The sequence below is a fragment of the Mycoplana sp. MJR14 genome (assembly GCF_029210525.1).
In the GTDB taxonomy this organism is placed as follows: Bacteria; Pseudomonadota; Alphaproteobacteria; order Rhizobiales; family Rhizobiaceae; genus Mycoplana.
Genome location: NZ_JARGEO010000012.1, coordinates 112,759 through 126,810 on the forward strand (window position 1 = coordinate 112,759; position 14,052 = coordinate 126,810).

At 67.3% G+C, this 14,052-nt stretch carries 13 protein-coding genes and 1 other RNA gene; 4 read left to right on the plus strand and 10 right to left on the minus strand.

Annotated elements, in window-relative coordinates; translation table 11 throughout:
• Positions 1-179: 179 nt before the first annotated feature.
• The 8 genes from P0086_RS22095 to P0086_RS22130 form a co-directional block, all read right to left on the minus strand.
• Positions 180-1,595 carry a DegQ family serine endoprotease gene (locus tag P0086_RS22095; RefSeq protein ID WP_275790047.1) on the minus strand — a complete coding sequence of 472 codons (1,416 nt, stop codon included), beginning with the start codon at positions 1,593-1,595 and terminating at the stop codon, positions 180-182.
• Between the two features lie 449 nt (positions 1,596-2,044).
• A complete protein-coding gene (locus P0086_RS22100; protein ID WP_275790050.1) occupies positions 2,045-2,230 on the minus strand; it encodes a DUF2065 domain-containing protein in 186 nt (61 codons plus the stop codon).
• 10 nt (positions 2,231-2,240) lie between these two features.
• The gene (locus P0086_RS22105; protein ID WP_112600265.1) at positions 2,241-3,206 is read right to left on the minus strand and encodes a protease modulator HflC; all 966 of its coding nucleotides are present in this window, start codon (positions 3,204-3,206) and stop codon (positions 2,241-2,243) included.
• On the minus strand, positions 3,203-4,309 hold the full coding sequence (hflK, locus tag P0086_RS22110; RefSeq protein ID WP_112600266.1) for an FtsH protease activity modulator HflK: 1,107 nt from the start codon (positions 4,307-4,309) through the stop codon (positions 3,203-3,205). Before hflK ends, P0086_RS22105 begins: the two co-directional genes overlap by 4 nt.
• Before the next feature lie 169 nt (positions 4,310-4,478).
• Complete coding sequence (locus tag P0086_RS22115) at positions 4,479-5,000, minus strand: dihydrofolate reductase (RefSeq protein WP_275789956.1); 522 nt, start codon at positions 4,998-5,000, stop codon at positions 4,479-4,481.
• A 38-nt stretch (positions 5,001-5,038) separates the two neighbouring features.
• A complete protein-coding gene (locus P0086_RS22120; RefSeq protein ID WP_275789959.1) occupies positions 5,039-5,626 on the minus strand; it encodes a glutathione S-transferase in 588 nt (195 codons plus the stop codon).
• Between the two features lie 30 nt (positions 5,627-5,656).
• Positions 5,657-6,451 (minus strand): thymidylate synthase, encoded by a 795-nt coding sequence (locus P0086_RS22125; protein WP_148179221.1) that lies wholly within the window; start codon positions 6,449-6,451, stop codon positions 5,657-5,659.
• A 193-nt stretch (positions 6,452-6,644) separates the two neighbouring features.
• On the minus strand, positions 6,645-6,956 hold the full coding sequence (locus tag P0086_RS22130) for a DUF2853 family protein (protein ID WP_275789963.1): 312 nt from the start codon (positions 6,954-6,956) through the stop codon (positions 6,645-6,647).
• 180 nt (positions 6,957-7,136) lie between these two features.
• On the opposite strand from P0086_RS22130, the gene ssrA reads away from it, so the two are divergent.
• The 4 genes from ssrA (at position 7,137) to P0086_RS22150 (ending at position 8,701) form a co-directional block, all read left to right on the plus strand.
• Positions 7,137-7,494, plus strand: a transfer-messenger RNA (tmRNA) gene (gene ssrA, locus P0086_RS22135).
• 173 nt (positions 7,495-7,667) lie between these two features.
• On the plus strand, positions 7,668-8,189 hold the full coding sequence (locus P0086_RS22140; RefSeq protein ID WP_112600271.1) for an SspB family protein: 522 nt from the start codon (positions 7,668-7,670) through the stop codon (positions 8,187-8,189).
• A gap of 10 nt (positions 8,190-8,199) precedes the next feature.
• Entirely contained in the window at positions 8,200-8,385 is a 186-nt protein-coding gene (locus P0086_RS22145; protein ID WP_112614951.1) for a DUF4169 family protein, read from the plus strand.
• 94 nt (positions 8,386-8,479) lie between these two features.
• A complete protein-coding gene (locus tag P0086_RS22150) occupies positions 8,480-8,701 on the plus strand; it encodes a ribbon-helix-helix domain-containing protein (RefSeq protein ID WP_275789968.1) in 222 nt (73 codons plus the stop codon).
• Between the two features lie 30 nt (positions 8,702-8,731).
• Here the strand turns inward: P0086_RS22150 and P0086_RS22155 are convergent, their stop codons facing one another.
• Together P0086_RS22155 and P0086_RS22160 are read right to left on the minus strand one after the other, a co-directional pair.
• A complete protein-coding gene (locus tag P0086_RS22155) occupies positions 8,732-12,478 on the minus strand; it encodes an AsmA-like C-terminal region-containing protein (protein ID WP_275789971.1) in 3,747 nt (1,248 codons plus the stop codon).
• Between the two features lie 129 nt (positions 12,479-12,607).
• On the minus strand, positions 12,608-14,020 hold the full coding sequence (locus P0086_RS22160; protein WP_275789974.1) for an FAD-linked oxidase C-terminal domain-containing protein: 1,413 nt from the start codon (positions 14,018-14,020) through the stop codon (positions 12,608-12,610).
• Between the last annotated feature and the right edge of the window lie 32 nt (positions 14,021-14,052).

Consider the following 14,052-nt stretch of genomic DNA (forward strand, 5'->3'; position numbering starts at 1 on the left):
CTGCGGCCTCAAGCGAGGCCGTCAGACCGGATCGAGCCTCTGACCAGCGGAAGGCCCGAATTGAAGGCTCGGATGATAGCCAGATGCCGCGGGGTGCGCGCACCGTCCCGACCGCGTGGTGCTCGAGCGGTTGCCGGCGTCACCCCTGAAGGCGGGACGCGTGCCTGCCGGCGGGACCTCTACTCGATCCGCACGGTGACGAAGCGCAGCGCGCCCGTCTTGTCGGCGAGCATCAGGAGCGCGTTGCGGCGATCCTGCGACTTCAGTTCGCCGATGCGCTTGGAGACGTCATCGGGCGTCGCCACGGCCTCCTGGCCGATCTCGACGATCACGTCGCCCGGCTGGATGCGCCGCTCGGCGGCGACCGATGCCCCGTCGACGGCCGTGATCACCACGCCCTTGACCGCGTCGGCGATCGAGAACGTCTTCCGGTTGGCCTCGTCCAGCGCCCCGAGCGTCATCCCGAGAACCACCGGCGCTGCCGACTTCGGCTGCCCGGGTGCCGACTTGTCGTCCGTGCCCGCATCCGGCGTGGCGCTCGCCTCGGCCAGCTTCTCGCCGTCCTCGAGCCGTCCCAGGGTGACCTTGACGGTCACTTCCTTGTCGTCGCGGATCACCACGACGTCGACGGCCTTGCCGACCGGGCTCTCGGCCACCGCCCGCGGCAGGTCGCGCATCTCGACGACATCCTTGCCGTCGAAGCGGATGATCACGTCGCCGGTCTTCAGCACGCCGTTGTCGACCGGCCCGCCCTTGATCACGCCGGCCACCAGTGCGCCCTTCGCGTCCGCCATGCCGAGGCTCTCGGCGATCTCGTCCGTCACAGGCTGGATGCGCACGCCGAGCCAGCCGCGGCGCGTCTCGCCGAATTCGCGCAGCTGCCCGATCACGTTCTGGGCGAGTTCCGTCGGCACGGAGAAGCCGATGCCGATCGAGCCGCCGGACGGCGAGATGATCGCGGTGTTGATGCCGATCACCTCACCCTTCATGTTGAACAGCGGGCCGCCGGAATTGCCGCGGTTGATCGCGGCGTCGGTCTGGATGAAGTTGTCGTAGGGCCCGGCATTGATGTTGCGGCCGCGGGCCGAGATGATCCCGACCGTCACCGAGCCGCCGAGGCCGAAGGGGTTGCCGATCGCCATCACCCAGTCGCCGATGCGCATCTGGCGGCTATCGCCGAACGGCACCGCCACCAGCGGCTTCTCCGGCTCGACCTTAAGCAGCGCGAGGTCGGTCTTGCTGTCGACGCCGACGAGCTTGGCCTTCAGCTTCGAGCCATCGGCGAAGTTCGCCTCGATGTCGTCGGCGCCCTCGATCACATGGTTGTTGGTGACGATGAAGCCGGTGGGGTCGATGACGAAGCCGGAACCGAGCGAATTGACGGTCCGCGGCCCGTTGCCGCCCTCGCCTTCCTGGCCCTTGAAGAACTCGTCGAAGAAGTCCTGGAAGGGCGAGCCTTCCGGCACCTGCGGCGCCGGCGCATCGTCGTCGGCCTTGACGTTCTGCGAGGTGGAGATGTTCACGACCGCGCCGAGCAGGCGTTCGGCCAGATCGGCGACGGACTCCGGCCCCTGCGGCGCCGAAAGCGGCGCCATCGCCGGCGGCTGGATCGCGCCACCCGGCGGCGGCGGTGCTGGCATGCCCTCCGGCGGCGTCGCGGGGGCCGCCCCTTGCGGAGCGACCTGCGCCTGTGCAGAGGCAGCTGCCGGCATGAGCGCGGTGCCTGCGACGAGCATCGAAAGCGCCGTCGCCAGCACCTGCGTGCCGAAATGTCGTGACCTGCTGCTCGATGCCATCTGCACTGTCCTTTCGCTTCTCTCAGCCGTCAATCATCGCCATGGATGCGGCGGAATTGGGGATATTTGAAACCGCCGGGCCGCGCCCGTCCAGCCGTCATCCGTTAAATCTTCGTGATCGGCGCGCGATTGCGGCCGCCCGCAGCCATCCCCGGTTCCGCACCGGTATCGGGTCCTGCCGGACAGATGCGCCGGCGGTGGACTGCCCCGCAATCGCCCGCCCCCGCTCGTCCACAGAAGCCGGTGTCCTATCCCCGGATCAGCCAGACGAGCCCGACGCCGAGCGTCACCGAGATCAGCCCGAACAGCCGCAGCTGCCCGTCCGGAAGGGCCGGCAGCATCGCCGCCATTCGCTTCAAGGACGAAGGGGCCAGTGCGTACACCAGCCCCTCGATCACGAGAAAGAATGCGAACCCCGTCAGGAAATCCGCCATCACGCCCGGCTCATTGCGCGGGCGCAGGGGCAGCCGGTGCCGGCTGGCCCGGTGCCGCGGTGGCCCCGGAGGCCGCGGCGCCGGACGCCGGCGCACGGCCGCCGATGTCGCCGAAGTAGCGGAAGAACTCCGAATCCGGCGACAGAACCAGCGTCGTATCGCTGACCCCGAGGCTCTGGCGGTACGCTTCCATCGAGCGATAGAAGGCGAAGAAGCCCGGATCGCGCTCGAAGGCCTCGCCGAAGACGCGGTTGCGCTCGGCATCGCCCTCACCCCGGATGATCTCCGATTCGCGACGGGCCTCGGCCACGATCTCGACGACCTGGCGGTCGGCGATGGCGCGGCGCGTCTGGCCCTGCTCGTTGCCGCGGGCGCGGATGAGCTCGGCCTCGGCGAGACGCTCGGCCTTCATGCGCTCGAAGGTCTGCTGCGAAACCTCCTGCGTCAGGTCGGTGCGGCGGATGCGGACGTCGGAAATCGTCAGGCCGAGGTTTTCCGCATCCGGCGTCAGCTCGTTGCGGACCTCGCGCATCATCGAGGCGCGCTCCTCCGACAGGGCCGCTTCGAAGCCGCGCAGACCGTAGACCCGGCGCAGCGCCGCATCGAGACGGGTGCGCAGCCGCGCTTCGGCGGCATCCCGGTCGGCCGAGACCGCCTCGCGGAAGCGGCGTGCATCGCTGATGCGGTAGACGACGAAGGCGTCGACCTCGTAGAACTTGCCGCCGGAGACCTGGACGCGGATGTTGTCGAGGTCGAAGCGCAGCTCCTGGTCGGAGACGTACTGCACCCGATCGGCATCCATGAAGGCGAACGGCAGCTTGAAATAGATGCCGGGCTCGGTCTTGACGGACTGGATCTCGCCGAAGCGGACGACGATCGCCTGTTCGCGGGCGTTGACGATGAACACCGACGAATAGACGAGGAACAGCACGACGGCGATGCCGACGAGAATGGCAGGCAAACGGCTACCCATCACTGCGTGCCTCCCTGCTGCTGTGCGGGCGTGGCGGCCCGGCCGAGCTCGTTGAGCGGCAGGAAGGGCACGACGCCCTGGCCACCCTGCTTTTCGTCGATGACGACGGTCTTGGAGCCCTTCAGGACGCCCTCCATGGTTTCCAGGAACATGCGCTGGCGGGTCACGTCCGGCGCCAGGCGATATTGCTCGTAGATCGAAATGAAGCGCTGCGCCTCGCCTTCGGCCTCGTTGACCACGCGGTTCTTGTAGGCGGCAGCCTCCTCGCGGATCTGCGCGGCTTCACCGCGGGCGCGGCCGAGCCGCTGGTTGGAGTACTGGTTCGCCTCTTCGACGAAGCGGTCCTCGTCCTGCTCGGCGCGCTGCACCTCGTCGAACGCGTCGGCGACCTCGCGCGGCGGCGCCGCGTCCTCGATCGCCACGGTGTTGATCGAAATCCCGGACCCGTATCCGTCCATGGTCGCCTGGATCGTCGACTTCACCGCCTCGGCGATCGCCTGGCGGTTGTCGCGGAAGATGTCCTGCGCCGGCCGGCGGCCGACGACTTCGCGCATCGCGCTCTCCGACACCTGCTGCAGCGTCGAGGAGGGATTTTCGAGGTTGAAGAGATAGGCCTGCGGATCGGTGACCGAATAGAGCACCGAGAACTGGACGTTGACGATGTTCTGGTCGCCCGACAGCATCAGCCCGCTGTCCTCGGCGTTCACCGAGGCGCTGCGGCGGCCGATGTTCTGCTGCTGCTCGGTGATCGTGACCATCTCGACCGATTCAAACGGCCAGAAATGGAAGTGCAGGCCGGGCATGGAAATCTCTTCCTTCGGCTTGCCGAAGCGCAGTTCCACGCCCCGCTCGTCCGGCTGGACGGTGTAGATGGAGTTCATCAGCCAGAACACGCCGATCAGCAGTGCCGCGATGACGAAGATGCCGCCGTTGAAGCCACCGGGAACCACGTTCTTCAGCTGGTCCTGCCCGCGCCGGATGATCTCCTCGAGATCCGGCGGGCCGCCGCTGCCGCGGGGGCGGTTCGGTCCCTGCCCCCATGGTCCCTGATTGTTGCCGCCGCCGCCCCAAGGGCCGCCGCCGCCGTTCTGATTGCTCCAGGGCATCAATACCTCTTTCTCTGGAAACTCCCGCTCTCATGCGCGCGATGTAGAAGCACGGTCACATGATGTGAACCCGTTATATGTATCCCCCATCCGGCTTTCAACGGAGGCGGGTCAACTTCCGGGCCGATGCGGCAAAATAGTTCGTGAACAGAACCTTAGAAGCGTAAAATCACACCGAATCCCGCCGGACATGGGTCAGGAAACGCATCCGGTGGCTGTCCTTCTCCCCCTGCGGCATCTCCTCTTCGTGCGCCACGTCGAAGACCTTGGGGTCGATCGGCGGAAAGCGCGTGTCGCCGTCGACGTCCGCCTGCACCTGCGTCACATGGATGATGTCCGCAATCGCGATCGTCTGGCGGTAGATGTCGCCGCCGCCGATGATGCAGATCTCGTCGGCCGAAAGCGCCTGCGCCTCCCGCCGGGCATAGACCAGCGCCTCCTCCACCGAGCGCGCGACGATGACGCCGTCCGGGCGGAAGGCCGTGTCGCGGGTGACGACGATGTTCGGCCGTCCTGGCAGCGGCCGGCCGATCGACTGGTAGGTCCGGCGCCCCATCACGACCGGCTTGCCGATCGTCAGCTGCTTGAAGCGCTTCAGGTCCGACGGCAGGCGCCACGGCAGGTCGCCGTCCCGCCCGATCACGCCGTTCAGCGCAGCCGCCACCACCAGGACGATCTTCGGCTCACTCATGCCCGTGCCTCTTGCCTTTTCCTGTGCCCGCCGCCCGTTCAGCCGTTCGCCCGCGCCTGCGCCCGGGCCAGCGCCGGGCGCTCCGCCATCCGGCCGACATAGGCGTCCACCGCCGGGCTCTCCGGCAGGATGCCGCGAAACCACATCAGCGAGCTGGCAAGGATCACGTCCACCGAGCACGGCTGATCGCCGAGAAGATAGGGCTGGCGCGCCAGCGTCGCGATGAAGCGTTCGGACATCGCCTGGTAGAGGCGCGCCGCTTCCGCGTTGGTTGCCGTCCAGCCGGTCAAGTGCGCGATCGCCGAAGGCTCCGCGACACCGCTGTAGTAGGAGAGCCAGGAGAGATAGGGCGCGCGTTCCGCCGTGCCGATGTCCCGCCCCATCTCGCAGCCGGGAAAGAGGTCCGTCAGGTACAGCGCGATCGCGGTCGATTCCGTCACCAGGGCGCCGTCGTGGATCAGCGCCGGAACCTGGCCGTGCGGATGCGGATTTTCCGGATCGGGGCCGCCGGAGCCGTCCGCCCGGCGGATGTTGACCAGACGAATGTCATAGTCCGCCCCCAGCTCCTCCAGCAGCCAGAGCATGCGGAACGACCGCGACTGCGTCGCGTGCACGAGCGTCAGCATGGCTTCCTCCCCTTGCCGGCCGATCGCGCCTCAGACGGCGATCGGCGCCTTAATGCTCGCGTCGGCCTCGTAGCCGACGAGCTCGAAGTCCTCGAACCTGAAGTCGAAGAGATCCTTCACCGCCGGGTTGAGCTTCATGAACGGCAGCGGCTTCGGCTTGCGGCCGAGCTGCTGCTCCGCCTGCTCGAAATGGTTGGCGTAGATGTGGGCATCGCCGAGCGTGTGGACGAAATCCCCCGGCAGGAGATCGGTCACCTGCGCCACCATCATCGTCAGGAGCGCGTAGGAAGCGATGTTGAACGGCACCCCGAGGAAGATATCGGCCGAGCGCTGGTAGAGCTGGCAGGACAGGCGGCCGTCGCTCACGTAGAACTGGAACAGGCAATGGCAGGGCGGCAGCGCCATCTCGTCGACGAGCGCCGGGTTCCAGGCGGAGACGATGTGGCGGCGCGAGTGCGGGTTCTTGCGGATGCCGTCGACGAGGGCGGCGATCTGGTCGATGTGACGCCCGTCGGGCGCGGGCCAGGAGCGCCACTGGTAGCCGTAGACCGGCCCCAGGTCGCCCTTCTCGTCGGCCCATTCGTCCCAGATGGTGACGCCGTTGTCGCGCAGGTAGGCGATGTTCGTGTCGCCCTTCAGGAACCACAGCAGCTCGTGGATGATGGAGCGCAGGTGCAGCTTCTTCGTCGTCAGCACCGGGAAGCCCTCCGAAAGGTCGAAGCGCATCTGGTAGCCGAAGACGGACCGCGTGCCCGTGCCCGTCCGGTCGGACCGGTCGGTCCCGGTCGTCATCACGTGGCTGAGGAGATCGAGATATTGCTTCATGGTGCGGCCGCCGATTCTGGTGTCGCCCCTAATCTAGGGCGGGCACGCTCTCCAACCAATGGAAAAAGGGAAGTATCCAGTTCTTTTGGGCCGCCCCGGCCAGTCTCCCCCAGTGAGCCTGCCCCGGTGAGCCTGCCCCGGTGTGCCTGGCGGCCAGCCCGCCGGCGCCGGCCGGCGGGCAGCGCGAATGCGCTCAGGCGAGGGCGTCGAGCTTGTCCAGTTCCTTCGCCGTCAGGTAGTAGAAGGTGACGCGCGATTTCGTCCGGTCGTCGGCCATGGCCGCGCAGACCTTCTCGAGCGCCTTGTCGGCGGCGGCGCCCGTCACGCCGAGCTTCTTGCCGCACCACTTCTCCTTCACCCGCTCCAGTTCCTCGGGATCGGAGCACGAGACGAGCGCGGAATCGCGGTTGCGCAACGCGATCCCCAGATGACTGACGATCTTCTTCACGACGGCCTCGTCGGCGCCACTGTCATATTTGCGAACATCTGCGAGATAGTCGGTCATGCTGTCTCCTCTTTCTGTTGCCCCGGCGCGCCGGGTCGATATGAGAGCAACGGGATGTGTGAAGGAATTCATTGCTCTAGGGCCAACGACGCCAGTCTTTCACGCATAGATGGCAAGTCAAGCGCAATCCGTCCGGAAGCTGCCTTTCGCCGGTCACCTTGCCTCAAAAAAAGTCACGGGGACCTTTTCTTGAGCCCGGGAAGGGCCTATATCTCTGCTGCTGCCTCGCGCAGCTATGGCAATAAACGGGCGGTGTAATAAACCCATTGGACCCGGGGGCGGTACCCGGCGCCTCCACCAAAAACCGATCCTCTCCGATCGGCTTTTGATGGGGGCGAAATAGGATCGACAAGGGCGTAAAGATCGACTTTTTGCTCGGCATTGTACCACCGTTATCGGGCTAAAATTATAGTTGCAAACGACAACTATGCTGAAGCACGTCTCGCTGCCTAACGGCGGTGCGACACTTCAAATCAAGTCCTTGCGGGTAGCACTGTAAGGCGGGGTCCGAAGGCACCTGGCAACAGAAGCCTTCACCTTCTCCCCTCTTTCGAAATGGTTTATAGCTGTCGTTCGGGATGACTCGCAGCACGTCCGCGTGCAGCCGCCCTTTTGACGAACAACGGGCCGGAAACGGCCGATCGCGTTTGACGCCGGCGCCGCTTTTCGGCACAAGGCGGAAAATGTGAAACAGCAGAAAGACGGGCTCTGATGGCGCAAGACCACATCCGCTACGACATACTCGCTCAGGACGCCCTCCGCAGCGTCATCCGCAAAGTCTTGAGCGAAGTGGCGGCCACGGGCCATCTGCCCGGCGATCATCATTTCTTCATCACCTTCCTCACCGGCGCGCCGGGCGTGCGCATCTCGCAGCACCTGAAGTCGAAGTATCCCGAGCAGATGACCATCGTCATCCAGCACCAGTTCTGGGACCTGAAGGTCACCGAGAGCCTGTTCGAGATCGGCCTGTCCTTCTCCGACACCCCGGAGAAGCTGGTGATCCCCTTCAACGCCATTCGCGGCTTCTACGACCCCTCGGTCTCTTTCGAGCTCGAGTTCGACGTGGCCGCAAGCGAGGACGAGGAAGAGGACGAGGCCGCCTCCGCCGAGATCACCGCCTATCCGGTCGAAAAGGCCGAGGACGGCGAAGGCGAGACCGCGGCGGCCGGCGACGGCGAGAAGAAGCCCGGCGGCTCGGTCGTTTCGCTCGACTCCTTCCGCAAGAAGAACTGAGGGCGGCGGCATGAGCGGCGACGTCGTCAATCTCCGCCAGTTCCGCAAGCAGAAGGCCCGCTCCGACAAGGAGCGGCAGGCCGACCAGAACCGCATCGCCCATGGTCGCACCAAGGCGGAGAAGACGCTCACCCGCGCCCTGAACGAGAAGGCGGAAAAGACGCTGGATCAGGGGCGCATCGAAAAGCCGGAATGACCGCCACGCCGGAAAAGCGCGCCTGTTCAAGAACTTGCGAGCCTTCCTTGAATCGATCGGCCAACAGCCCTCTCAGATCGAAGGTCGAAGAGCGGTGATCCGCAAGCACTCCGCCACCCTGCACGGCCATCGCACCAGCTTCAGCCTGGAAGAGCCGTTCTGGCTGGAGCTGAACGCCATCGCCGCCGCGCGCAAGATGGCGCTCGCCGAACTGCTGTGCGAGATCGACGATGCCCGGCCGCCCGACAGCAACCTGTCCTCGGCATTGCGTGTCTATGTCCTGAACGTGCTGAAGGCCGGAAGCAGCCTGACCTGAGATCGCGTACGGGCCCTGTGCGACGGGGCCTCAGTTGACCCCGGGGAGTGACTCGAAATTGAGGTGCTGGCCGCTGATCGGCGGCAACGGCTCGCGCACCACGCCTTCCTCCGGAGCGACGCGGAAACCGCCCTCGGGCTCGGCCTGCTGCTGCCGTTTCTCGGCCGCCTGCCTCTCCGCGGCCTCCTTCTCGGCGGCCAGCCGCTCCGCCTCCAGCCGCGCCCGCTCTTCAGCCCTCTGGCGTTCGACCTCCAGCCGCGCCGCCTCGCGCCGGCGCTCCTCCTCCAGCGCCTGCAGGCGCATCGCCTCGGCAAGCGCTGCCCGTTCCGCCGCGCGCGAGCGATAGAGGGCCGCCTCGCGGCGCAGCCGCTGCTTCTCCAGCATGCTCGCCTGCAGCAGTTCCACCCGCCGCCGCTCGCGCTCGAAGCGGCGCAGCGACAGGTAGTTGCTGAGCGGCTGCGCGTCGAGACGCAGTCGCGGCGCGGCAACCGGTCCCTCGAACAGAAGCGCCACCTCGGGCTCGCCGCCGGCCATCGCTTCCTCGCCGGCCCGCAGGCGCATGACCAGCTGGCCCTGCAGCGTGCGGTCGGCAAGCCCGATGTCGACCGAACCGTTGAAGCTCGCCGCCCCGTCCGCAGCGGTGATCGTGTCGGCCCGCAACCGGCCCGATGCGATGGTGAAGGGGATGTTGACGGTGCCGAGCGCCACGTCGCCGCCGAGCGTCTGTTCGCGCGCGATCGTCTCGACATTGCCCACGCCGATCTCGCCGTCGATGGCATCCGCCGCCGACAGGATGGCACTGAACCCGCCGCTCTTGATCCCGCGCAGCCTCAGATCCTCGAGCTGGGCCTCACCCGACCCGCTGGCCGCGGCAACCATGTCGGCGATGCTGGCGCCCGAGGCGTCCAGCGCCAGGTTGACGAAGGCCTTGCCCTCGGCAACGGACCCGCCCTCACCGCTCCAGACGAGTTGCGACAGGTCCCCACCGGCGAGCGTCACCCGCGCCTCCATGAGGCCGTTCGCCCCGGCATTGGCCATTTTCAGCCGGCCGCCGACCCGTCCGCCGAGCCAGTCGCCGCCGATCTCCTCCAGCGCCAGGTCCCCGCCGGTCCAGGCGAGCCTGGCGGCGAAATTCTCGATCGGGCCGTAGAGCCCCGTCCAGAACTGGCCGGCGGCGAGCTTGAGCTTGAAATCGGCGTTCTCGCGAGCCGGCGTACCGATCCCCGCCCGGCTGAAGCCCAGCCCCTCCACGTCGTCGACCGGCCCCAGAACGGCTTCCGCGAGCCAGGCGAGGTCGACGGTGTCGAAGGTGAGGCTGCCGCTCCCCTTGGGGACCTCGGCTGCGCGGTCCAGTGCGATCTCGCCCGACACGCTGTTGCGGTCGACCGTCCCGGAGATGTCGGCCAGGCGAACCGTGCCGGCATCGACGGTCGCCCTCGCCTTCAGCGCCACGGGCAGGCCCGCGCCGGTCTGCGGCAGCACGATGTCGTTCATCACCAGGAAGGGCTCGATGTCGGCGGCTTCGGCCGACAGGTCCATTTCGCCTTCGAGGAAATGCTCCGCCGAAAGATCCGCCGTCCCCTCCGCGCTGATCGAGGTGCTGCGCGTCGAGAAGGAAACGGTGAGATCGGCAGGCCCGCCGGTGGGCTGGGCGATCTTGATCGCAACGGTCCCGTCGGGCTCGGCGTCGAATGGCAGCGGCTGCAGGCCGAGCTGCCCGGCCAGCACCACCGTGCGCGGATTGGTGAGGGTCGCCTCCGCCTCGATATTGCCCCCTGCCATGAAGTCGGCGAAATTGCCGGCCGACGCGCGGGCCTCGATGCGCCCGCCATTGGTCGTTCCGGACACGATCAGGCCGAGCGGCCCGTTGCGGCTTCCCGGCAGCGCCAGCGTCAGCTTCAGGTCGGCATCGTCATAGTAGCCGGCGCTGGCGACAAGGCGCGCAAGTGCCGGATGCGCCGGCAGATGCCGCGCCAGTATCGCCAGGACCGGCTGCATCCGCTCCGCCCGCAGCGACATGTCCAGCCCCGCCGACGGCAGCGACAGGGTGCCGCCGAGCTGGCCCTTGATGGACGCGGACGCTCCCGCGACCGAGCCGATATCCAGCCGGGTCACCGATAGCGCGCCGTCCTTCAGCGTCAGCAGCGCATCGACGTTGTCGGCCTCCTCGCCGAAGGCGGTGAAGCGCTCCGCCTTCAGGTCGACGGCAATGGCGTGGCGCAGCAGGGTGTCGGCGGACGCCTCGCCCGCGACGAGCCCCGCCAGCGCCCTGAGCGTATCGAGCTCGACCCTGTCGCCGCCGAGCTGGATGGAGAGGCTGGGCACGTCGTCATCCGGCGACCGGCGCTCGATCCGCCCCTTCAGCGACGCGCCGCCGGCGGCGATCTCGAGGTTTTCGAAACGCTGGATCTGGCCGGTCAGCTCCACTTCGGCCGCGAAGCCGGCGCTGCGCAGCTTGCGGATCTCCGGATCGACCGATCCCGCGAGCCAGGCGGCGAATCCGGACGGCTGGTTCGAGGCCACCAGCAGGTCGCCGACGAAGGCGCGCGTCCCCTTGAGCGTCAGCCGTCCCTTCGCGTCGACGGTGGTGCGGCCGGGGAACTGGGCGGTTCCGCGTGTCACCGTCCAGCCGTCGCCGTCCGGCTCGACGTCGAGCATGACCTCGCGGATGGTCGTGTCGCCGACGACGATCGCCGGCAGCTTCAGGCTCGCCCGCCCGGGCACCTGCGGCACCGGTATGTCCGCCAGGATCGCAAGCAGCCCCTCCAGGCGCTGCCGCGCCGAGGTCTGGGCGTTGCGCCCCGTCTTGCCCTGCTCGCCGTTGCGGCCGATCCGGCTGACGTCGATCTGCTGGCCGTCGGCGATCAGCAGGAACTCCGGCTGCTTGCCGGTATCGAGCGTCGCCTCGCCGGTGACGAGATAGGGATCCGCTGGGTCGCCGGCCTCGAGATTGTAGCGGGGAACGCGCAGGCGATCGTTCGAGAGTTCGAAATCGCCGGCGACGCGGATCGCGTTCGGCAGCGGCTTGCCGTTTGCGGCCGGCTTCTGCCCGAGCGCGAAGGCGCCCCGGTACTGCGGCCGGAAATCGACGACCTCGAGGTCGCCGTCGAGGTCGACGGTGAAGCCGATCTGGTCGGGGACCACGCGCGCCTTCATCTTCAGCACGCCCCGCTCGTCCGTCTGTCCCGTGGCGATCTGGAAGGCGCCGGCGTTGCCGTCGAGCACGCCGCGGCCATCGATGCGCCACGGACCGTTGAGCGATCGCGCCGACATCCTGGCGTCGAGGGTGCTGATGCGGCGGGTGCGGCCGGCCTGTTCGTCGATGAACTCGATCTCGCCGCCGGTCACCGCCACGTTCTCCAGCACGACGGTCTTGGCCGGAATGTCGGACTTGCGCCCGCGCGCCCAGTCGAGCGTGCCGTCGGCCATGAGCTTCAGGCGCACCCTCGGCTCGTCGATGCGCATGTCGAAGATCAGCGCCTCGCCGCTGAGAAACGGCGCCAGCTCCGCATCCATGGAGAACCTGCGGATGGTGACGGCCGCGTTCCCGTCCGCATCCTCGCCGACACGCACGTCATGCAGGGTCACGGACGGAAAGGGGATCAGCCTTGCATCCACCTTGCCGTGGACGACGACATTGCGGCCGACGATCCGGCTCGCCTCGCGCTCGAAATCCTGCCGGAAGCCCGTCCAGTCGATGAAATACGGGGCCAGCAGTGCGCCGAACAGCGCCAGCACGACCAGACCGCCAATCGCCAACATCACACGTGCGAGCACGCTGCCAATCCCGACACTACCGACAAACGTTTGCCGCCGGGAGCGGGCCTACGTTCATGTCCATTTCCATACCCGGCGGTTCTTCGCCCTCGTATCCGAACGACTATAAGCAGATGCCAGGCACATGTCTCACCCCAAGCGAAAAATCTTTCCGGGATTGAGGATGTTGTCGGGATCGAGCGCAAGCTTGATCTGCCGCATGACGTCCACCGCCGCGCCCAGTTCCCGCGGCAGGAAGCCCTGCTTGCCCTGGCCGATGCCGTGCTCGCCGGTGCAGGTGCCGTCCATCGACAGCGCCCTGGCGTTCAGCCGGGCGACGAAGGCCTCGACCTTCTCGATCTCGGCCGGGTCCTTGTCGTCGAAGACCACGCTGACGTGGAAGTTACCGTCTCCCGCGTGCCCGACGATCGGCGCCAGCAGGCCGTGCTGCTCGATATCCGTCTCCGTCTCCGCCACGCAATCGGCAAGCCGCGAGATCGGCACGCAGACGTCGGTCGCCAGCACCGCAGCCCCGGCGCGCAGGGCCTTGGCGGCCCAGTAGACGTTGTGGCGGGCCTTCCACAACCGCGCCCGCTCGTCCGCATCCGACGTCCATTGGAAGTCGCCGCCGCCGCACTCCGAAGCCACCTCGCCGAACTGCTGCGACTGCAGCGCGACGGTCTCCGCGCTGCCATGAAACTCCACGAACAGCGTCGGCTGCTCGGGCAGCGTCAGGCCGGAATAGGCATTGCAGGCCTTGATCTGCAGCGCATTGACCAGTTCGATCCGCGCCACCGGAATACCGAGCTGGATCGTCATGATCACGGCGTCGCAGGCGGCCTTGAGCGTCGGGAACCCGCAGATGCCGCCGGCGATCACCTCCGGAATGCCCTGCAGGCGGAGCGTGATCGAGGTGAGCACGCCGAGCGTGCCCTCGGAGCCGACATAGAGCCGCGTCAGGTCGTAGCCGGCCGAGGACTTGCGCGCCCGCCGCGCCGTCCTGATCTCCTCGCCCTTGGCCGTGACCACCGTCACCGCCAGCACGTTGTCCTTCATCGTGCCGTACCGGACGGCATTGGTGCCGGAAGCGCGCGTCGACGCCATGCCGCCGATCGAGGCGTTCGCGCCCGGATCGATCGGGAAGAACAGGCCGGTGTCGCGCAGATAGGTGTTCAGCTCCTCGCGTGTGATGCCGGGCTCGACGGTGCAGTCGAGGTCCTCGGCATTCACTTCGAGTACCTTGTTCATGCGGCTGAAATCGATGGAGATGCCGCCAAAAGGCGCATTGATCTGCCCCTCCAGCGAGGAGCCCGTTCCGAATGGGATGATGGGAACCTTGTGCTCGGCGCACAGCCGCACCGCGGTTACGACGTCCTCCTTGCCCTGCGCGAACAGGACGCCGTCGGACAGCTGGGCCGGAATATAGGTGGTCGTGTGGGCATGCTGCGCACGGATGGCCTCGCCGGTCTGGAACCGGTCGCCGAAGACCTGGCGAAAGGCCGAGACAGCCGTTGCGATCGCCTCCTCGTTGCGCAGCCCCGCCCTGATATCCGAAAGCGCCATCGATCATCCTCCCTCTGCAAGTACGCCGCCAT

Coding starts and splice junctions, on each gene's coding strand:
- P0086_RS22125 (WP_148179221.1), bottom strand. CDS start 6,451: ATGAAGCAATATCTCGATCTCCTCAGCCACGTGATGACGACCGGGACC.
- P0086_RS22160 (WP_275789974.1), bottom strand. CDS start 14,020: ATGGCGCTTTCGGATATCAGGGCGGGGCTGCGCAACGAGGAGGCGATC.
- P0086_RS22095 (WP_275790047.1), bottom strand. CDS start 1,595: ATGGCGCCGCTTTCGGCGCCGCAGGGGCCGGAGTCCGTCGCCGATCTG.
- hflK (WP_112600266.1), bottom strand. CDS start 4,309: ATGCCCTGGAGCAATCAGAACGGCGGCGGCGGCCCTTGGGGCGGCGGC.
- P0086_RS22120 (WP_275789959.1), bottom strand. CDS start 5,626: ATGCTGACGCTCGTGCACGCGACGCAGTCGCGGTCGTTCCGCATGCTC.
- P0086_RS22115 (WP_275789956.1), bottom strand. CDS start 5,000: ATGAGTGAGCCGAAGATCGTCCTGGTGGTGGCGGCTGCGCTGAACGGC.
- P0086_RS22145 (WP_112614951.1), top strand. CDS start 8,200: ATGAGCGGCGACGTCGTCAATCTCCGCCAGTTCCGCAAGCAGAAGGCC.
- P0086_RS22130 (WP_275789963.1), bottom strand. CDS start 6,956: ATGACCGACTATCTCGCAGATGTTCGCAAATATGACAGTGGCGCCGAC.
- P0086_RS22100 (WP_275790050.1), bottom strand. CDS start 2,230: ATGGCGGATTTCCTGACGGGGTTCGCATTCTTTCTCGTGATCGAGGGG.
- P0086_RS22140 (WP_112600271.1), top strand. CDS start 7,668: ATGGCGCAAGACCACATCCGCTACGACATACTCGCTCAGGACGCCCTC.